Source organism: Marinobacter sp. DSM 26671 (assembly GCF_900112835.1).
GTDB lineage: Bacteria > Pseudomonadota > Gammaproteobacteria > Pseudomonadales > Oleiphilaceae > Marinobacter > Marinobacter flavimaris.
In genome coordinates, this window is sequence record NZ_FONF01000007.1 from 69,322 (window position 1) to 88,303 (window position 18,982).

17 protein-coding genes are annotated in these 18,982 nt (G+C 58.1%); 13 read left to right on the plus strand and 4 right to left on the minus strand.

Annotation, left to right across the window (positions count from 1 at the left end):
* Positions 1–59 precede the first annotated feature (59 nt).
* The 7 genes from BM035_RS09775 to BM035_RS09805 all read left to right on the plus strand — a co-directional run bounded on the left by BM035_RS09775 (position 60) and on the right by BM035_RS09805 (position 7,209).
* On the plus strand, positions 60–458 hold the full coding sequence (locus BM035_RS09775; protein WP_092031519.1) for a PepSY domain-containing protein: 399 nt from the start codon (positions 60–62) through the stop codon (positions 456–458).
* 71 nt (positions 459–529) lie between these two features.
* Positions 530–1,000 (plus strand): DUF2271 domain-containing protein, encoded by a 471-nt coding sequence (locus BM035_RS09780; RefSeq protein ID WP_092031727.1) that lies wholly within the window; start codon positions 530–532, stop codon positions 998–1,000.
* Between the two features lie 22 nt (positions 1,001–1,022).
* Positions 1,023–3,251, plus strand: a complete 2,229-nt coding sequence (locus tag BM035_RS09785) for a PepSY domain-containing protein (protein ID WP_092031522.1) — start codon at positions 1,023–1,025, stop codon at positions 3,249–3,251.
* A gap of 190 nt (positions 3,252–3,441) precedes the next feature.
* A complete protein-coding gene (locus tag BM035_RS09790; protein ID WP_092031524.1) occupies positions 3,442–4,275 on the plus strand; it encodes a metal-dependent hydrolase in 834 nt (277 codons plus the stop codon).
* A gap of 110 nt (positions 4,276–4,385) precedes the next feature.
* Positions 4,386–5,336 (plus strand): DegV family protein, encoded by a 951-nt coding sequence (locus BM035_RS09795; protein ID WP_008170544.1) that lies wholly within the window; start codon positions 4,386–4,388, stop codon positions 5,334–5,336.
* Positions 5,337–5,475: 139 nt separating this feature from the next.
* The gene (locus BM035_RS09800) at positions 5,476–6,510 is read left to right on the plus strand and encodes a hypothetical protein (RefSeq protein WP_092031527.1); all 1,035 of its coding nucleotides are present in this window, start codon (positions 5,476–5,478) and stop codon (positions 6,508–6,510) included.
* Between the two features lie 60 nt (positions 6,511–6,570).
* Positions 6,571–7,209, plus strand: coding sequence for a LysE family translocator (locus tag BM035_RS09805; RefSeq protein WP_092031530.1), 639 nt, complete (start codon positions 6,571–6,573; stop codon positions 7,207–7,209).
* Positions 7,210–7,282: 73 nt separating this feature from the next.
* Here the strand turns inward: BM035_RS09805 and fdxA are convergent, their stop codons facing one another.
* Both fdxA and mutS read right to left on the minus strand, forming a co-directional pair.
* Complete coding sequence (gene fdxA / locus BM035_RS09810; protein WP_008170541.1) at positions 7,283–7,606, minus strand: ferredoxin FdxA; 324 nt, start codon at positions 7,604–7,606, stop codon at positions 7,283–7,285.
* A 150-nt stretch (positions 7,607–7,756) separates the two neighbouring features.
* Positions 7,757–10,387: a DNA mismatch repair protein MutS gene (mutS, locus tag BM035_RS09815; RefSeq protein WP_092031532.1), complete on the minus strand. Its 2,631-nt coding sequence runs from the start codon at positions 10,385–10,387 to the stop codon at positions 7,757–7,759.
* An 81-nt stretch (positions 10,388–10,468) separates the two neighbouring features.
* Here mutS and pncC point away from each other — a divergent pair, with 81 nt between their 5' ends.
* The 3 genes from pncC to BM035_RS09830 all read left to right on the plus strand — a co-directional run bounded on the left by pncC (position 10,469) and on the right by BM035_RS09830 (position 12,671).
* Positions 10,469–10,969, plus strand: coding sequence for a nicotinamide-nucleotide amidase (pncC, locus tag BM035_RS09820; RefSeq protein ID WP_008170536.1), 501 nt, complete (start codon positions 10,469–10,471; stop codon positions 10,967–10,969).
* 164 nt (positions 10,970–11,133) lie between these two features.
* Positions 11,134–12,180, plus strand: a complete 1,047-nt coding sequence (gene recA, locus BM035_RS09825; protein ID WP_092031535.1) for a recombinase RecA — start codon at positions 11,134–11,136, stop codon at positions 12,178–12,180.
* 20 nt (positions 12,181–12,200) lie between these two features.
* Positions 12,201–12,671 (plus strand): flavodoxin family protein, encoded by a 471-nt coding sequence (locus BM035_RS09830; RefSeq protein ID WP_008170531.1) that lies wholly within the window; start codon positions 12,201–12,203, stop codon positions 12,669–12,671.
* A gap of 15 nt (positions 12,672–12,686) precedes the next feature.
* Here BM035_RS09830 and BM035_RS09835 read toward each other — a convergent pair whose 3' ends face one another.
* Positions 12,687–13,064, minus strand: a complete 378-nt coding sequence (locus BM035_RS09835; RefSeq protein ID WP_008170530.1) for a PilZ domain-containing protein — start codon at positions 13,062–13,064, stop codon at positions 12,687–12,689.
* Between the two features lie 217 nt (positions 13,065–13,281).
* Between BM035_RS09835 and BM035_RS09840 the strand changes: the two genes are divergently transcribed.
* From BM035_RS09840 to BM035_RS09850, 3 genes are read left to right on the plus strand one after another with little or no spacing between them, the layout of a single operon-like run.
* A complete protein-coding gene (locus tag BM035_RS09840; protein ID WP_092031537.1) occupies positions 13,282–15,690 on the plus strand; it encodes an ATP-binding protein in 2,409 nt (802 codons plus the stop codon).
* A 39-nt stretch (positions 15,691–15,729) separates the two neighbouring features.
* Positions 15,730–16,356 carry a response regulator FixJ gene (fixJ, locus tag BM035_RS09845; RefSeq protein ID WP_092031540.1) on the plus strand — a complete coding sequence of 209 codons (627 nt, stop codon included), beginning with the start codon at positions 15,730–15,732 and terminating at the stop codon, positions 16,354–16,356.
* A gap of 45 nt (positions 16,357–16,401) precedes the next feature.
* A complete protein-coding gene (locus BM035_RS09850) occupies positions 16,402–17,979 on the plus strand; it encodes an ATP-binding response regulator (protein WP_088557704.1) in 1,578 nt (525 codons plus the stop codon).
* Here BM035_RS09850 and BM035_RS09855 read toward each other — a convergent pair.
* Positions 17,976–18,851 (minus strand): MaoC family dehydratase, encoded by an 876-nt coding sequence (locus BM035_RS09855; protein ID WP_092031542.1) that lies wholly within the window; start codon positions 18,849–18,851, stop codon positions 17,976–17,978. The genes BM035_RS09850 and BM035_RS09855 overlap by 4 nt on opposite strands.
* Positions 18,852–18,982 lie beyond the last annotated feature (131 nt).

The window sequence follows — 18,982 nt, forward strand, 5'->3', positions numbered from 1 at the left end:
AGGCCAGTGTCAGGTCTGCGCCCCAGAATAGATGGTGTGGACTCAACAGGAGACATCCGATGAAAACCAAACCTGTGATTATCAGCCTCGCGCTACTGTGCCTCAGTGCGCCGGTGCTGGCGGACGATGATTGTGATGACCCGATGACTGACTGGCAGCCACGGGAGCAGTTGCGTCAGAAACTGGAGTCAGAAGGCTGGACGGTTTACCGCATCAAGGTGGATGACGGTTGTTATGAAGTGAAGGGTATGGCCCCGGAAGGTTTTAGTGCTGAGGCATCGTTTGCACCGGCTACTTTCGAGCTGATGGATCTGGAGCGGGAAGACGATGACGACGAAGACGAAGACGATAACAGAGATGACCGAGGTGACGGCCAGGCCCGGGACAAGGCTCGGGCCGATCGTCCGGTTCCCCGTAATGGCATCGTCAAGGGGCGCCCGACAGTGACCGTGGAATAACCCCCCATTGTTTTACCCGCTGTTTCTGTAATTCAACGTGATACCGGAAGTACGGTATGGAGAGGTACGGTATGAAAAAGATTCTTCTTGCTCTGGGCCTGGCTGTCTCAGTCGCCTTGCCCGCTCTTGCTCAGGCTCGTGAAGTGACCTTCACAACCGAGTTACTCGACTACGGCGGAGATGGCGCCTACATGGCCCTCTACCTGACGGATGCGTCCGGTGCGTATCAGGGAACTCTCTGGGTTGCCGGCAAAAAGTCCAAGTACTACAAGCATCTGAGCGGCTGGGCCCGTGGCAGCAGGCTGGACCCCGCAGAATACGACGGGCTGACGGGCGCCAGCATCACCAGCGGCCGAACCCTGAAAATCACCCTAGATCTTGATGACACGCTGATTGACAGCGGCCACGAAGTCCTGGTCGACACCGCGGTTGAGGATATGCGGGACAACCGGGCCGATGTGTCGGTACCGCTGACCACCGAGGGCGCGGGCAAGCCGGTCTCCGGGCGGGGTTACGTTCGCTCGTTCCGCTACGATTTTTAATGGTTAGCCAGGAGCAAGTTTGATGTTGCGTAAATTGCACGGTCTGCCCGGTCTGTTTGCGGTGGTGTTTCTGGTGACACTTGCTGTTACCGGTTCAATCCTGGCCCTCGCGCCGGCGTTAGACCGGGCCGGCGCAGTGGTTCCGCCTGCCGGTGAGGCCAGCGTTGCCCAGCTGGCAGGACGGGTGGTGGCAAACTACCCGGGTACTGAACAGATTGTGCGTGACCTCTCCGGCCAGGTGGTCGTTTACTACAGCCGGGATGGCCAGGCCGGGGCGGATCTGGTCAACCCGGTGACCGGCGAGCGTCTGGGAGCCTACCAGCCATCGGCGTTCTTTGTATGGATCAGGGACCTGCACCGTTCGTTCCTGCTGGATACACCAGGGCGGATGGTAGCGGGCATCTCGGCCGCGTTGATGTTGTTTGTCTGCCTATCGGGCATGGTATTGCTGGCCCGTCGGAGCGGTGGCTGGAGAGCATTGATGCGGCCGTTGGCCGGCACCGGCAGCAAACGGGTTCACGCCGAAATGGCCCGGCTGGCGGTTTTGGGGCTGTTGCTGTCGGCACTGACCGGCAGCTTCATGTCAGCCCAGCGATTTGGCCTGATACCCGAGGCCTCCGATCTGGGGCCAGGTTTCCCGGCAGAGGTTTCCGGGGGCCAACCCCGTCCCGTGGATCGGCTTCAGGCGCTCTCACAGGTTGATCTTAACGATCTCCGGGAACTCGTGTTTCCCTATCCGGATGACCCTCAGGATGTGTACTCCCTGACCACCACTGGGGGCTCCGGGTTCGTTGATCAGGCTACCGGCGAGCTGCTGCAGTTCCAGCCCCGGTCCACCGGCAGCGTGGTCCAGCAATGGATCATGAGGTTGCATACCGGTGAGGGCCTCTGGTGGCTGGGCCTGATCCTCGGTGTGGCCGCGCTGGCCGTGCCGGCACTGTCGGTGACCGGAACGATCATCTGGTGGCAGCGGCGCCGGTTGTCGTTACAGACCCAGGACAATGCCGCTGCCGCCGAGGCCGACGTGATTGTTCTTGTGGGGTCGGAGGCCGGTGCTACTTGGGGCTTTGCCCGGGCATTGAAGGCGGGCCTGACCAAGGCGGGATATCGGGTACATTGCGCGGAGATGAATGCACTGGCGCATTCCTATCCAAGGGCCGGCATGCTGTTCGTGCTGACCTCCACCTATGGTGATGGTGATGCGCCGGGCTCTGCCGGGCGATTCATGGACCGACTCCGCGACTTCAGGGCCGGAAGCGCGCTGAAATATGCCGTACTGGGGTTTGGTGACCGTCAGTTCCCGAACTTCTGCCGGTTTGCTCTGGAGGTCGATGAAGCGCTCGCCGGCAAGGGGCTGAGCCGGATACAGCCCGTTGAACTGATTGACCGCTGCTCCGCTGCCCGGTTCAGCGAGTGGGGTGACCGGCTTGGCACTGCGATCGGGGCTCAGCTTTCCCTGAGCCATGATCCGGTCCCACCGCGCACCTTCCGGCTGGAGCTTGCAGGACGTGTGGATTACGGGCTCGCAGTGCAGGCACCGACCAGCATACTGCGCTTCCGGCTGGCAGACGCGGGGCAGAGATGGCGGTGCTGGTTTTCCCGGTCTGGCCGCAATAGCCTGCCAGTGTTCGAGGCGGGTGACCTGCTTGGCATCCTGCCGCCACAGGAGGGGCAGGATGCGCGGTTTTACTCATTGGCTTCGTCGGCCAGTGACGGTGTGTTTGAGATCTGCGTTCGCAAACAGCCCGGTGGCCTTTGCTCCGGTTACCTGCATGGCCTGAAACCGGGTGACAGTATTGAGGCCTTCATTCGCCAGAATCCGGGGTTTCGCCCGGCCACTGGCACAGTGCCCGTCATTCTGATTGGTGCCGGTGCGGGGATCGGCCCGCTGACGGGATTTATCCGGAAAAACACCGCCCGTAACCCCATGTACCTGTACTGGGGCGGGCGAAGTGCGAATTCGGACTTTCTCTATCAACCGGAACTGGGACACTACCTTGAGGATCGCCGGCTAACGGGGCTGAGTACCGCGTTCTCAAGATCCGATGAAAGGGCCTACGTGCAGGACAGGCTCCGGCAGGATCAGACCGCCTTGCAGCAGATGATTGATACCGGTGCCCAGGTTCTGGTGTGTGGCGGCAGGGACATGGCCGCCGGGGTGAAACAGGTTTTCGAGGAGATTCTCAGGCCCTTGCGCATGGATGTGGATCAATTGAGAGCGGAAGGCCGGTATCTGGAGGATGTTTATTGAGTGGGGGATTCTGCCTGAAGACAAAGAGCTGACAGGTGTGTGACAGCTTGTCATATTGTGACAAGTTGTCTGATTTGCTCTAGGACAGCCTTCCTGTTTGAAGTCAGGCAGAGTTACACTCACAGATCTGGTCAAAGAACATCCGTGGTGAAAAACACATAGAACAAAATGCCGATGACAGGAGGCCGCCATGACCATCAGCTCCACGCCAGAGGGGGTGTCTGTTGAGCCGAGACACATGCGGTTCGATGTGAGTGAAGATCTGAAAACGCTCTGGCACGGCAACGATGCCTTCCGGACCGCGTTTTTCAATGCCCTTTCCCTGCAGTTCCCTGATGGCGAACAGCAATTCATTAATGCCGTGCGACTCTATCGGGACCAGATTGAGGATCCCAAGCTGAAAGCGGAAATTCGCGGCTTTATAGGCCAGGAGGCGCTGCACAGCCGGGAGCACAAGAGCTACAACGAAGCTCTGAAGGCGCGGGGCTATGATATCGATGCCCTCGACCGGCGGTTCGAGAAGCATATGGCGTGGGTTGGCAAACTTCCGCCGAGCCGGCAACTGGCGGGCACCTGCGGTGCCGAGCATTACACGGCGGTACTGGCCAACGCCATCCTGAGTCACCCCGAATGGATGGAAGGGGCTACCCCGGCCATGGCAAAGCTCTGGCGCTGGCACGCCATCGAGGAAACCGAACACAAATCCGTTGCCTTTGATGTTTACCGGGAATGTGTCGGCAACGAGCGGCTGCGCCGGATCGTCTTCCTGTTTGTGACCTGGAACTTCTTCAAGTACACCTTCCTGAACACCTGTAGCCTGCTGAAGGCCGATGGCAAACTCTGGAGCCTGCGCACCTGGGTTGGCGGGTTTAATTTTCTCTGGGGCAAGCCCGGAGTGCTCCGCAAGTGTCTGCCGGAATTCCTGGCGTATTTCCGTAAAGGCTTTCACCCCTGGCAGCAGGATAACCGCGAACTGCTCGAGCAGAATCTCCGTGAGCTGGATATGACATCGGCAGCACGATAGGGCCGGGTTGCTGAAATTCTGATCGCGGTGTGTAAAACTGTGCGGCACAAAGAATAACGACAATAAAGGGGGCTTCCGTTCGAGAAGCTACCCGGAGCTGGAGGCCCACCATGCGAGTTGGTTTGATCGTCGATTCTGCGTGCGACTTACCCTATGAGTTCAGCCGCAAGCACGACCTGTTCGTGCTGCCGGTAACCGCTGTAATCGATGGCCAGACCTACATAGACAAGCATGATCCGGTTCGGACCCAGGAGTTCTATCAGAGCGGCCTGTTGCAGAAAGGACATCAGGCGGAAACCCGCGCCTTCACCGCAGAGCAGATACACGATCTGTTCATGGAGAAGATCGTCACCCAGTTCGATATTGCTATCTGCGAGACGGTCACGAAATCCCGAAGCCTGATTTTCCAGAATGCCACCGAGGCTATGAACAGTGTCCTGGCGAATTACGAAGGTGCGCGGGAAGCCGCCGGTCGTGATGGCCGGTTCTTTATGCGTGTGATCGACAGTAAACAGATTTTTGCCGGCCAGGGCCTGCTGGCAGCCCACACGCTCAAGCTGATCGGCCAGAATGTGTCCAAGAATGCCCTGCGCCATGAGGTGGAAACCTTCAGCGACAAGATCTACACCTGCGTCATTCCGAGGGATCTGCACTACATCCGTGAACGGGCACGGCGGCGTGGCGACAAGAGTGTATCGGCGCTGGTTGCCTTCCTGGGCAAAGCACTGAACATTACGCCGGTTATCTTCGGGCAAGGGGCCGAGGGCCAGCCCGCGGCCAAAACCCGGAGTTTCGACGTGGCCGTGGAAAAGGTGATGAACTATGCCGCTGCCCGTGTCGAAGCCGGGCTTCTGACACCCTATGTAAGCCTGTCCTGTGGTCTTACCTGGACGGAGATCGAGGATTTGCCCGGGCTCAACCGACTGCGCGATGCTTGCGAACGCAATGGTGTGGAACTGCTGCTCTCCCAGATGGGGATTACCAGCAGCATCTACGTTGGCCCCGGCAGTCTTTGCCTCGCACTTGCTGCGGAACCCCACACCTTCAACGATTTTCAGTAACTCCTTCTCAGAGTGCGTGACTGAATCATACTGGCCCGGCCGCGCCTCTCCACCTGTAGTTTTGGCAAACCTGCCAGCGTTTCGTTCGTGTTAGCCTCTGGCCTGTGTGTTTCATTTCTTCAACAGGACAACTGACGCCATGACCAAAGGCAAAACGGATCTCGCCAACCAACTGCTTGAGCAGCATGTGAAACATGAGCTGGCTTCGCTAAAGGGCGCAAAGCTGCGCAAGTTCCTGGAGCAGGAGCTCGATGAGCTCTGGCATTATGCCGGCGAGATAACCCTTGGCCGGATAACCTCGGAAGAGCAGGTGATGGGCGTTATCCAGCGTATCGTTATGGACATGGAACTGGATGCAGGCATTCCGGAACTGGCTGCGGAGATGGCCACCGAGGTGCTCAATGCCGATGTGCAGTCAAAGACCACCCTGGGCGAGATCATCACCCGCGAACAGGCCACCGGCTTTCTGGAAGAGGCTCTGGAGCTCCGGCAGCAGCGGGAGCGGGTGATCAGCGAAATCATGGCGCACCCGGTTTATCAGGAGCTGGTGTCCAATGTGGTTTACCACGGTCTGGTGAACTACCTCTATGAGGATAACCTGATCGCCAAATCCGTACCGGGCGTTGGTTCAATGATGAAGTTCGGCAAGCGCATGGCCAACCGGGCGGTGCCGGGACTGGATGAAACCCTGGAGCGGCGTCTGAAGGCCTGGCTGTCGGACAGCCTGCCCGGACTGATCAGCCGCAGTGAGCAGTTCCTGCATAGTGCCCTGTCTGACGACGAGCTCCGGGACAGTGTCATGGCGGCCTGGGTGTCGCTGGAAGACCGTACCATTGCCGAGCTGCATGAAGGTCTTGGCGACGTGGAACTGCAGGAGTTTGTGGTGCTGGGGTATGAGTTCTGGCTGCAGTTCCGCAAGACCGGATACTTCGAGAACTGTGCCCGGGCGGTGGTTTCCCACCTGTTCGTAAAATATGGCGAACGCCCGCTGACTGACTTGCTAGGCGACATGGGGGTCAGCCGTGAAGTCGTCATGGCGGAGATTGATGCCTACGCAATTCCGGTTATAGACGTATTGCGCGAAGAGGGCTATGTTGAGGCCCTGATTCGCCGGCGGCTTGCGCCATTTTACAAGTCCGCCGCTGCGCGCAAGATTCTCCAGCAGGAAGCCTGACTTCCCGGATTGTGTTGTTCGGGCTCCTCTGGAACGTTTCGTTCAAGAGTTTATGAGGGAATGGTTTTGATCTCGGATCTGTTCTGGGCCTATCTCGTCGCCATTACCCTGCTCACCATTACACCGGGTGTTGATACCCTTCTGGTGATGCGCAATACCGGCCGGGGTGGTTTGCGGGATGGTTGTGTCACCAGCGTTGGCATCTGCAGCGGCCTGTTCATTCATGCCACGCTCTCGGCCCTCGGCATTTCCCTTCTGCTGGTGGAAACCGCCTGGGCCTTTTCCGCCCTGAAATGGGCCGGTGCCTGCTATTTGGTGTGGCTGGGCATCGGTTCATTGCGTCAGGCCCTTCGCCGTGGCGACGCCCCCGAGGTAAAAGAGGAAAAGGTTGCTCGCCGGAAGGTCACCATGGTGGCGTCGTTCCGTGAGGGGCTGTTATCCAACGTTCTGAATCCGAAAACGGCGCTGTTCTATATGGCCCTGCTACCCCAGTTTGTGGATCCCGTCGGTAACGCCTTTCAGCAGTCCCTGATGCTGGCCGGGGTGCATTTCCTGCTGGCCATGCTCTGGCAGTGCGGTCTGGCCTGGGTGGTGGTCACCTTCCGGAGTCTGGGTGTGAATGCGCGGATGAAGCGGATGCTGAACGGCCTGACCGGCGGGTTTTTCGTGGCCATGGGGGCCAAGCTCGCCAGTACCTGACCGTTTCTGATGCTCTTCGCACAAAGAAAAAGGGAAGCCGCAGCTTCCCTTTTTCCGTTTCAGCTCTGAAGTCTTACTTTTCCAGATACTGCAGCTTGTTCGGCTTGCCATCCCACTCTTCGGCGTCGGGCAGCGGGTCTTTCTTTTCAGTGATATTCGGCCATTTTGCGGCCAGATCAGCATTCAGCTCTACAAACTGGACCTGATCGGCGGGCAGCTCGTCTTCCGAGAAGATGGCTTCGGCAGGGCACTCGGGCTCACACAGGGCGCAGTCGATGCATTCGTCCGGGTCGATTACCAGAAAGTTTGGGCCTTCGTAGAAGCAGTCTACCGGGCAGACTTCCACGCAGTCCGTATATTTACACTTGATGCAGTTATCAGTAACGATAAACGCCATAGTCAGATCCCTGGTCCAGTGGTCGGTCAGTCTCATCAGGAGCGCCTTCGGGCGCCACCGTTATATTTTGGTGCGCGATATTGTAGGGAGCGACCCGCACAGCCGCAAGCATTGGGCTGCTATAACCTTATTACACAGATCAATTTTGCGCTATTTCTTCATCAGCGCCTTCAGTTCGTAGAGCTGGTTCATGGCATCGCGGGGTGTCAGCCCATCCAGATCCAGCTCTTTAAGCGCGTCTTCCACGGCACTGGGCTCCATGCTGGCGAACATATCGCCCTGGTAAACCGGTTCGCTGACCTGCGTTGCCGGTTTGGTGCGGGGTGTGTCTTTTTGCGGTTCGCCGCCCATGTCTGCCGGCGCCTTTGGAGAGGCAGAGCCTTCCAGATTGGAAAGCTGGGTTTTGGCATTTCGGATCACATCCTGGGGCACGCCGGCCAGCTTGGCTACCTGGAGCCCATAGCTCTGGCTCGCCGGGCCATCATGCACGTTGTGCAGGAATACGATGCTGTCATCGTGCTCGGTGGCTGTCAGATGCACGTTGACGGCATGCTGCAACTCATCGGCCAGATGGGTGAGCTCGAAATAGTGGGTGGCAAACAGGGTGTAGCAACGGATTTCCCGGGCCAGGTGCTCGGCGGTGGCCCAGGCCAGTGACAGGCCATCAAAGGTGCTGGTGCCCCGGCCCACCTCGTCCATCAGCACCAGGCTGTGCTCGGTGGCGTTGTGCAGGATGTTGGCGGTTTCGGTCATTTCCACCATGAAGGTGGACCGGCCGCCGGCGATGTCGTCGGAGGAGCCCATCCGGGTGAAAATCCGGTCCACGGGGCCGATCACTGCCCGGTTGGCGGGCACGAAACTGCCGGTGTAGGCGAGCAGCGCAATCAGCGCGGCCTGACGCATATAGGTGGATTTACCGCCCATGTTCGGGCCGGTTATCACCAGCATGCGGCGCTGGGTGTCCATTAGCAGATCGTTCGGTACGAAGGGCTCGTCCAGCAACTGTTCAACCACCGGATGGCGCCCTTCCTCAATGTCAAAACCCGGGGATTCGCTGAACTCCGGCGCGGAAAAGCGCAGAGAGGTGGCGCGCTCGGCAAAATTACTCAGCACATCCAGTTCTGCCAGTGCCTGCGCGGCATCCTGAAGTGGCGCAAGTTGCCCGGCGACGGTTTCCAGTACGTCATCGTAAAGGCCTTTCTCACGGGCCAGGGCCCGGCTCTTGGCACTCAGGGCCTTGTCCTCGAACTCCTTGAGTTCCGGCGTGATGAATCGCTCGGCGTTTTTCAGGGTCTGCCGGCGAATATAATCCACCGGCGCCTGATCGGACTGGGCCCGGCTTATTTCGATGTAGTAGCCGTGGACCCGGTTGTAACCTACTTTGAGGGTGCTGATACCGGTGCGATCCCGCTCCCGGGTTTCGACATCCAGCAGATACTGGCCGGCGTTTTCGCTGATGTTGCGCAGCTCGTCCAGCTCCTCGTCGAAGCCTTCCCGGATGACCCCGCCTTCACGGATCACGACCGGGGGATTGTCGATGATGGCGCGCTCCAGCAGATCCGCCAGTTCCGGGTATTCCCCAATGATGGTCGCCAGCCTGACGACGTGGTGGGAATTGACCGGTTTCAGGGTTTCCTGCAGGTCCGGCAGGGCCTGGAAGGCATCCCGAAGCCGCGCCAGGTCTCTTGGGCGGGCCGAACGAAGGGCGACCCGTGCGAGCACGCGCTCAATGTCGCCAACAGCTTTCAGCAGATCGTGCACCGGCTCATAGTGGAACCCGTCCAGCAGTGCCGATACCGCCTGCTGACGCTGGCGGACGATTTCCACATCCCGAAGCGGCCGATTCAGCCAGCGCCGGAGTTCCCGTCCACCCATGGATGTGGCGGTGCGGTCCATGACCCAGGCGAGGGTATACTGGTGGCCGCCCATGAGATTGGTGTCAATTTCCAGATTGCGACGGCTGGCCGCGTCCAGGATGACTGCTTCATCGCGCCGTTCGCGGGTCAGCTTGCGAATATGGGGCAGGGCGGTACGCTGGGTTTCCTTGGCATACTGCAGCAGGCAGCCCGCGGCACAGACGGCGAGATTGAGTTCCTCGCAGCCGAAACCTGTCAGGTCCCTGACCTGAAGCTGATGGGTAATAACCCTGCGGGCCGTATCGGATTCGAAGAGCCAGGGCCCCTGACGGCGTATTCCGGTGAAACCCTCCAGAACGTCCTCGTAGGGAAAATCCTCGCTGATCAGGATTTCCGCCGGACGCAGGCGCTGCAGTTCGCCCTGCAGGGCCTCCAGGTTTTCCAGCTCCGACACGGCAAAACGGCCGCTGGAAATATCGAGCGAGGCAAAACCGAACTGCTCCCGATGGTTATAGATAGCCACCAGTAGATTGTCCCGTCGATCCTCCAGGTAGGCGTCGTCGCTCAGGGTCCCCGGTGTGACGATCCTCACCACCTGTCGCTCAACCGGACCCTTGCTGGTGGCAGGATCTCCGATCTGTTCGCAGATGGCGATGGATTGACCTGCCCGAACCAGCCGGGCAATGTAGCCCTCAGAAGAGTGATAGGGGATGCCGGCCATGGGGATCGGATTGCCGCCAGATTGGCCCCGGGCGGTGAGGGTAATACCCATCAGCTCGGCCGCTTTCTTGGCATCTTCGTAGAACAGTTCGTAAAAGTCCCCCATGCGGTAAAAAACCAGTTCATTGGGGTGCTGGCCCTTGATCTTCAGGTACTGCTGCATCATTGGGGTGTGCTTGGAAAGATCGGTCTGAGCTGCTGACATGAACGGGTCCGGTAGCCTTGCTTTGGATGAAGGCGTGAATTGTAAGAAAATAACCGCCGTGATGAAACGAAGGAGGTCATTATGCTGGCCAGCGATCAGGAATTGGAAGAGGCAGGCAACCGCCTTGGTGAACGACTGCTGACAACCGGCCGTACCGTTGCGACGGCGGAGAGTTGCACCGGCGGCTGGGTTGCGAAGGTACTGACCGATCGTGCCGGTTCTTCGGCCTACGTGCTGGGTGGCCTGGTCACGTACAGCAATGAGGCCAAGCAGGGGCTTCTGGGCGTAACCCGGAAATCGCTGGATGAACACGGTGCGGTCAGCGAACCGGTGGTGCGGGAAATGGTTGCCGGTGCCCTGGTGGCGACAGATGCTGACGTTGCCGTGGCTATCAGTGGTGTTGCCGGGCCCGGCGGTGGCAGCGATGACAAGCCTGTGGGCACCGTCTGGTTTGCCTGGGGTAGCAGCCCGGCCTCCACCGTGGCCGTGGTAAAACACTTTGAGGGTGATCGTGATCAGGTCCGCAGGCAGGCCGTTCTCTTTGCCCTTCAAGGGGTTAACAATTTTGTGGACGAAGTCTGACGGCTTTCACATCCGGAGGGGTTGGTCTCCTCTGCGGGTTATGTTTTAATACTGTTCAAATATACAGGGAATGGGCTGTTCGAGCTGTACAGATTCCCGATTCACTATTTCGCTGCCAGCCTTTTCCTGAGGGTGGCGGCCCAGGCGACAGAGGGTTTGCACTGATGGAAGACAACCGCAAGAAAGCATTGAGCGCAGCACTTGGGCAGATTGAGCGCCAGTTCGGCAAGGGCGCCGTGATGAAAATGGGCGATCAGCCCCGCGAAGCCATTCCTGCGGTCTCCACCGGTTCCCTTGGCCTGGACGTTGCCCTGGGTATTGGCGGTCTTCCATATGGTCGAATTTGCGAAATCTACGGTCCGGAAAGTTCCGGTAAGACGACGCTCACCCTCCAGGTAATTGCCGAAGCACAAAAAGCCGGCAAAACCTGTGCATTCGTGGATGCCGAGCACGCGCTCGATCCGGTTTACGCCGAAAAGCTGGGCGTCAATGTGGACGACCTTCTGGTGTCCCAGCCGGATACCGGTGAGCAGGCCCTGGAAATTGCCGACATGCTGGTTCGTTCCAATGCGGTAGACGTGATCATCGTGGACTCCGTGGCGGCCCTGACCCCGAAAGCGGAAATCGAGGGTGAAATGGGCGACAGCCACGTGGGTCTGCAGGCGCGACTGATGTCCCAGGCGCTTCGCAAGCTGACCGGTAATGTCAAACACGCTAACTGCCTGATGATTTTCATCAACCAGATCCGTATGAAAATCGGGGTTATGTTTGGCTCGCCCGAAACCACCACCGGTGGTAACGCGCTGAAATTCTACTCCTCCGTTCGCCTTGATATCCGCCGCATTGGTGCCGTGAAAGATGGTGACGAAGTGGTCGGTAACGAGACCCGCGTGAAAGTGGTCAAGAACAAAGTATCGCCGCCGTTCAAGCAGGCTGAGTTCCAGATTATGTACGGTAAGGGCATTTACCACATGGCGGAAGTGCTGGATATGGGCGTCAAGGAAGGCTTTGTCGACAAGTCCGGAGCCTGGTACGCCTACAATGGCGACAAGATCGGTCAGGGCAAGGCCAACGCCTGCAAGTTCCTGGAAGAAAACATGGACATTGCCAACGAGATCGAAGCCAAGGTTCGGGACAAGTTGATGCCCAAGCCTGAACCGAAGAAAGACGCAAAAGAAGAGCCTTCAGAAGCCAACGGCGAGCTGCTCTAAGCTTGATGTAGGGAGGACGTATGGATGGCATGAAGAAACTTTTGATTGTTGCCCATGCGCCTTCCCCGAACACCCTCCGCCTACGAGAAGCTGTGGATGAGGGTGCCCGCCATGAAGATATCGAAAACGTTGAAGTAACCGTTCTGGCACCGTTGGATGCCGGTCCCGAAGACGTTCTTGCCTGCGACGCCATTATTCTGGGCACCACTGAGAATCTCGGGTATATGAGTGGTGCTTTAAAAGACTTCTTCGATCGCAGCTACTATCCCTGCCTCGAGAAAACCCAGGGGCTGCCTTTTGCCTATTACATTCGCGCCGGCCATGACGGCACGGGCACCAAGCGGGCAATAGAAAGCATTACTACCGGGCTACGCTGGAAGCTGGTCCAGGAGCCTTTGATCTGCCGGGGTGAATACCGGGAAGAGTTTGAAGATCAGTGTCGGGAGCTGGGGATGTATGTTGCGGCCAGCCTTGACGCCGGGCTGGTTTGATTCCGAAGGCCTGGCTCAGCTGGCAAACCGGTTGTAGAAGCCTTCAATCCGCGACAGGGCATTGTCGACAGTTCGTGAATAGCCCTTCTTGTCCAGGCAATAGCTGAACTGGACACTGACGCGATAGCCGGTCTGGAAGGGCTGGCATTCCACCACCCGGGCACAAACCCGCGATTCGCTGATGTACTTGCCGTCAAAATCCATGAACAGACGGGCGCCCGGCTCTACTGGTCGGGGGCATAGCACTGCCATTCCGTACCGGTTGAGGTCCAGGCAGGTAACCGGCGTGGGGTGTTTGCCACGACCAAGGAAGCTACGCTCCCGGAGCTGGACCTTCAGGCAGGAGGCGGGGTAACGATCCTTGATTCTGCGCTCTGCGGAATCATTGGTCATACGCTGGCGTCCGTTGCGTGCATTGTTTTTATGGTTGGGACATGAAGTGTAGTTCCGGAAAGGCTGGCTGAAAAATGAGCGGCGGCGGAATTGTGAACTGCCTAACAAAATCCCGCGCACTGTGCGCGACTCCAGAAATCTTCGTGCTGAACGCGACAGAGCCGACCGCAGAATCTACAATGACCGGCCAATGTGTTAACCGTTACAGGACCAAACCTTGAAGTCACTGCCTCTGCACCAGCTTTACAAAGCCTGTGTTCTGAAAGATCTGCCGTTCAAAACCACCAAGCAACTGGAGCCCCTGGCTGAAATCGTTGGCCAGAACCGTGCCCAGGAGGCTGTGCGTTTTGCTCTGGCAATGCCCCATGGCGGTTACAACGTCTATGCCGTTGGCCGTAATGGCCTGGGTAAGCGCACCATGATGCTGCGTTACCTCGAGCATCATGTGGATACGGATCAGCAGAGCCATGACTGGTGCTACGTGGCCAACTTCGAGGAGCCGCGCATTCCGAAGCTGTTGCAGCTCCCGGCCGGGAAGGGTACCCAGCTCAAACAGGATATGGAAAAGCTGATGAGTCGCCTGGTCAAGGTTATTCCCCAGACCTTTGACAGCGACAGCTTTCTTGAGCGCTCGGAACAGTTGAAAAACGAATACGGCAAAAAGCAGGAAGACGAGCTGGAGAAGGTGGCGGCCCAGGCCAAGCGCAAAAAAGTCAGCCTCACTGTGACAACCCCGGGCGGTTATCGGTTGGTGGCCATGAATGGCGACGAACCCCACACTGCGGAATCTTTCCAGGCTCTGACCGATGAGCAGCGCGACAAGTTCGAAGATGCCATCAACAAGCTTGAGAAAAAGCTCCGGCAGGCGCTTCGCAAACTGGCGGACTGGGAGCAGGAATACGCTGATAAACAGCAAGCCCTGAACCAGGAGACCCTCGAGAGTATCTCAGGTCATCAGATCGATGAGCTGATCGAGAAATACAAGGATCTGCCGGACGTGGTCGCCTTCTTTGAAGCGGTTCGGGCGGACCTGGTTGAAAATCTCGAGATTTTCCTCGATGACAACGAGGAACAGGCAGCGATTGCGTATGCGTCCCTCGACAAGAAGATGCCCCGCCGTTACCTCGTCAATGTTCTGGTGCATCAGAAAACCAACGAAGTGCCGATGGTTGTGGAGGATAACCCCACCTACCACAACCTGTTCGGTTACGTTGAGAACGTCACCTACAAGGGCACCGTGTTCACGGATTTCTCCCTGATTCGCCCGGGCAGCCTGCACAGGGCCAACGGCGGCTATCTGTTGATGGACGCCATCAAGGTTCTGGAGCAACCGTTCGTATGGGATGGCCTCAAGCGTGCGCTGCGTTCGAAGTCCATACAGATAAATTCCCTGGAACGGGAACTGACGCTGTCCGGAACCATCTCAATTGAACCGGAGTCGGTGCCCCTGGACGTCAAGATTGTTCTGTTCGGCGACCGTGAAACCTGGATGTTGCTGCAGGAGTACGATTCCGAATTCGCCGAGCTGTTTCGAGTCACGGCGGATTTCGAGAACGAAATGTACCGTTCCGATGACAGTCAGCTGCTATATGCCAAGTTTATCGCCAGCCTGGTGAGCGAGAAGAAGCTGCTGCACTGTTCGAACAAGGCGGTTGCCCGGGTGATTGAGCACAGTGCCCGTATGGCCGAGCATCAGGATCGACTGTCCCTGCATGCGGCCGATATTGCCAACCTGCTGCGGGAATCCGATTTCTGGGCCCGTCAGGCCGGTGCCAAGCTGATCCAGGACCTGCACGTTGAGCGCGCGCTGGAAAGCGCGAAATACCGCAGCAGCCGGATCCGGGATCAGTTTTATGATTCCATCCGTGACGGCACAACGCTCGTAACTACAAGTGGCACGTGTGTTGGCCAGGTTAATGCACTCTCGGTGCTGTCCACGGGTGGATTTGAGTTCGGTCTTTCCAACCGTGTCACCGCTACCTGCTATTATGGAGATGGCGCGGTCATGGATATTGAGCGAGATGTAAAGCTTGGTGGCAATCTGCACTCCAAGGGCGTGATGATCCTGAGCTCCTGGCTAGCCTCCCATTTTGCGGTCAACGATCCGATGCACCTGTCGGCCAGTCTGACCTTCGAGCAGAACTACGGTGAAGTGGACGGAGACAGTGCTTCTCTGGCAGAGCTGTGCGCGCTGATTTCGTCTCTTTCCGGTATACCGGTTCGGCAGGATCTTGCGATTACGGGGTCGGTCAACCAGTTTGGTGAGGTTCAGCCCATTGGCGGTGTCAACGAAAAAGTGGAAGGCTTTTTTACCACCTGCCAGCTCAAGGGTGGGCTTTCAGGCAGCCAGGGTGTCATTGTGCCATCCACCAATGTGCAGAACCTGATGCTTGACAGCGAAGTGGTGCAGGCAGTGCGCGGGGGGCAGTTTGCGGTTTACGCGGTCGCCCGTGTTGAAGAGGCCATCACGCTGCTGCTTGGAAAGCCTGCGGGCAAGGCCGATGACAAAGGCAGGTACCCGAAGCAGAGCGTTTTTGGCATTATCCAGCAACGGCTAGAAAAAATGCGGGAACACGAGCGCCAGGAACATGCCCGTGACGACCATAAAGACCCGTCAATTCACTGACCGGCGATCATAAGAAAACGGACAGGAGAGAACACACCCATGACTGATATCCAGCAAACCGTGTACGTTGTTGAGGACGATGAAGCAGTCCGCGATTCCCTGGAGCTGCTGCTGAAATCCGACGGCAAGCCGGTAAAGACCTATGAGAGTGCAACCGCTTTCCTGAAGGACTATTCCGACAAGATGGCAGGCTGCATTGTGCTGGATATTCGCATGCCGGGCATGGACGGTATGGAGCTCCAGAAAAAGCTCAATGAAAAACACTCTATATTGCCGATTATCTTTGTGACGGGTCACGGTGACGTCCCCATGGCCGTCGACGCCATGAAAGAGGGCGCTGTGGACTTCATTCAGAAGCCCTACCGTGAGGAGGCACTGCTGGAGAAAATTGAGGCAGCCCTCAAACAGGACCTTGAGCAGCGCAAGTCTCTGGACGAGAAGCGGGAGATCATTCGCCGCATCAAGAGCCTGACCCCCCGGGAACACGAGATCATGGATCGGATGATTGCTGGCCAGGCCAACAAGGTGATTGCCATTGAGCTGGAAATCAGCCAGCGCACGGTCGAGATCCACCGTTCCCGCGTTATGCACAAGATGGGGACCCATTCCCTGGCACATCTCGTTCGTATGGTCCTGTCCGTAAAGGACCTTATCGACGCAGGGTGATCCCGGCGGCATCATACGGTTACTTTTCTAACCGGCCCGACATTTATGACTGAAGCTGTCAGCGAGAACTCGGAGGTGACGGTTCTGCTCGTGGATGACAATCCGCAGAACCTCAAAGTCCTCTATGAGACCCTGAAAGACAAAGGTTACCGGCTACTCATTGCCAACGAGGGTGAAAAGGCCCTCGACCTTGCCCACCGCCATCAGCCCGAAGTGATTCTCCTCGATATCATGATGCCGGAGATGGACGGCTATGAAGTCTGCGAGCGCCTCAAGGCCGCCCCGCAGACGGCCGACTGTGCCGTCGTCTTTCTGTCTGCGCTGGACGACCTGCAGGCAAAGGTGAAGGGCTTTTCACTCGGCGGTGCCGACTACATCTCCAAGCCGTTCCAGTCCCAGGAAGTGATCGCTCGCGTGAAAACCCACGCCAGCGTTATTCGTCTTGAAAGAGAGTTGCAGGCCCGCAACCGGGAGCTGCAGAGTGACCAGGCCCGGATTCTGAACTCCATCAGCGAAGGCATCTACGGCCTCGATGAGAACGGCATTATTGAATTTGCCAATCCGGCGGCGGCATCAATTGTTGGCTGCCCGGTGGAAGAGTTGATTGGTCGTGATTTCTTCGAAACCCACTTCGCGACTGCCGGTGACAATCCGGACGGACTGCCGGTGAAGGCGACCTGTCAGCAGGGTGTGGCCGAGAACCAGCGGGATATCCGAATGCTAAGGGCCGACGGAACCGGATTTCCGGCGGAGTACCGCTCAACGCCGAAACTGGACTCTGACGAGCTCCACGGTGCTGTTGTTGTATTCCGGGATATCACCGCCGAACTGGACAATGAAAAGGCGCTGGAGGATGCCCGGCAACTGGTTCAGGAACAGCGCGATCAGCTTGCCCATACCTCGCGCCTGACCACCATGGGTGAAATGGCCGCCGGCGTTGCCCATGAGGTGAACCAGCCGCTGACCGCCATCACCAATTATGCCCGGGTCGCCAAGCGGATGATGGCAAAGGAAAGCCCTGATATGGGGCTGCTCCAGGAGACCCTCGACAAGATCGAGGCACAGTCCCACCGCGCCAGTGAAATCATCCGACGCATTCGTCGATTCATGAAAAAACCGGCGACGGGCAAGGAAGTACTGTCGGTGCCTGCGTTGCTGGAAGACACCCGGCAGTTTGCCGAGGTGGATATGCGTAATAACAAGGGCGCTATTGAGCTGTCCGTGCCTGAGGATATGCCTGAGGTTCTGGCCGATCCGGTTCAGGTACAGCAGGTCGCCCTGAATCTGATTCGCAACGCTCTGGAAGCGACCAGCAGTATTGATTCCAGCGCGCCGGTAGAAGTGAGTGCCAGTGTGCAGGGTGGCACCTGTGTTCGAATCCAGGTGCGGGATCACGGCATCGGCCTCTCGGAAGATGCCGAAGAGAAACTGTTCCTGCCGTTCTTCACGACCAAGGATGAAGGGATGGGGATTGGTCTTTCAACCTGCCGTTCCCTCATACAGGCGCAGGGTGGCGACATCGGTTTCGAGCGGCCGGAAGGCGGTGGTGCCTGTTTCTATTTCACGTTGCCCGTTGCCGGCGCCCAGGGTTCCCCCTGCGCACCGGATGGCAAGCCTGCCTAAAACCAGTCGACGCGCCCGGTCAGATGGGGCGCATCGCCTTTGGCATTCAGCACCTGGTAGTCCCACCCCGTTTCTCCGGTTTTCCAGTTCAGTTGGGCTGTACCAGGCAGAAACAGCGGTTTCTTGAACTGGCAGCTGATGCTGAGGGCACTGGCTTGCCAGCCTTCCTGTTGTTCCAGTAACGCCAGTGCGTGGGCTTTGGTCCACATACCGTGGGCGATTGCCCGTGGAAAGCCGAACGCTTTGGCGCTCAGGGCATGCATGTGGATCGGGTTGCTGTCGCCGGATACCCGGGCGTATTGCCGGCCAATCGATTCGGGCGCCTTGAAATTTTCGGTGTTTGGATAACGTTCCAGCTCTGGCGGTGTTTTTTTGCCGGACGACTTGCTCTCGCCATCCGGTTGTCGGAACAACGTCGTGCTCGCTTCTTCCCAGACCAGTTTGCCAGCCGAGCGAGCCTCGGTGATGAGATCAAACTCCACGCCCCGGTCACTTTTCACGGTATTCCCCAGTCGTACAGATAAATCCAGGTTCTCCCCGGTGCCGATCGGCCGGTGCTGGGTAATGGTGTTTCGCAGGTGCACCAGGCCAAGCAGCGGGAGGGGGAAGGCCTTCTCGGTGAGCAGTTTCAGGTGCAGTGGAAAAGCCAGCACATGGGGCCAGGTGACGGGCAGATGGCTACCTGCCGCGAAGCCACAGACCTGCTGGTAGCGCTTGAGGTTCTTGCCGGCAGTACTGACGCCAAGCAGGCTGGCGGCTAACTCCGGGATGCTGACGTCACCGCCGGTTTGCTTTTGTTTCGGCAGCAGTGTTCTGCCATACATGGGCAATAGGGCGGGTGGTGTCGTGTGGTAAACGAGGGTCTCTGGCATGGATGTTCTCCTTTATAGCCTCGACCGGAAATGCCGGCGCTGCCTGAGTAAAAGCGTAGTAGCAGAGGATATGCTTTTTTTTACATTTTGGTACAACTCGGCGTTCGTGGCCTGATATGCTCTAATATAAG

Coding starts and splice junctions, on each gene's coding strand:
- BM035_RS09775 (WP_092031519.1), top strand. CDS start 60: ATGAAAACCAAACCTGTGATTATCAGCCTCGCGCTACTGTGCCTCAGT.
- BM035_RS09780 (WP_092031727.1), top strand. CDS start 530: ATGAAAAAGATTCTTCTTGCTCTGGGCCTGGCTGTCTCAGTCGCCTTG.
- BM035_RS09785 (WP_092031522.1), top strand. CDS start 1,023: ATGTTGCGTAAATTGCACGGTCTGCCCGGTCTGTTTGCGGTGGTGTTT.
- BM035_RS09790 (WP_092031524.1), top strand. CDS start 3,442: ATGACCATCAGCTCCACGCCAGAGGGGGTGTCTGTTGAGCCGAGACAC.
- BM035_RS09795 (WP_008170544.1), top strand. CDS start 4,386: ATGCGAGTTGGTTTGATCGTCGATTCTGCGTGCGACTTACCCTATGAG.
- BM035_RS09800 (WP_092031527.1), top strand. CDS start 5,476: ATGACCAAAGGCAAAACGGATCTCGCCAACCAACTGCTTGAGCAGCAT.
- BM035_RS09805 (WP_092031530.1), top strand. CDS start 6,571: ATGGTTTTGATCTCGGATCTGTTCTGGGCCTATCTCGTCGCCATTACC.
- fdxA (WP_008170541.1), bottom strand. CDS start 7,606: ATGGCGTTTATCGTTACTGATAACTGCATCAAGTGTAAATATACGGAC.
- mutS (WP_092031532.1), bottom strand. CDS start 10,387: ATGTCAGCAGCTCAGACCGATCTTTCCAAGCACACCCCAATGATGCAG.
- pncC (WP_008170536.1), top strand. CDS start 10,469: ATGCTGGCCAGCGATCAGGAATTGGAAGAGGCAGGCAACCGCCTTGGT.
- recA (WP_092031535.1), top strand. CDS start 11,134: ATGGAAGACAACCGCAAGAAAGCATTGAGCGCAGCACTTGGGCAGATT.
- BM035_RS09830 (WP_008170531.1), top strand. CDS start 12,201: ATGGATGGCATGAAGAAACTTTTGATTGTTGCCCATGCGCCTTCCCCG.
- BM035_RS09835 (WP_008170530.1), bottom strand. CDS start 13,064: ATGACCAATGATTCCGCAGAGCGCAGAATCAAGGATCGTTACCCCGCC.
- fixJ (WP_092031540.1), top strand. CDS start 15,730: ATGACTGATATCCAGCAAACCGTGTACGTTGTTGAGGACGATGAAGCA.
- BM035_RS09850 (WP_088557704.1), top strand. CDS start 16,402: ATGACTGAAGCTGTCAGCGAGAACTCGGAGGTGACGGTTCTGCTCGTG.
- BM035_RS09855 (WP_092031542.1), bottom strand. CDS start 18,851: ATGCCAGAGACCCTCGTTTACCACACGACACCACCCGCCCTATTGCCC.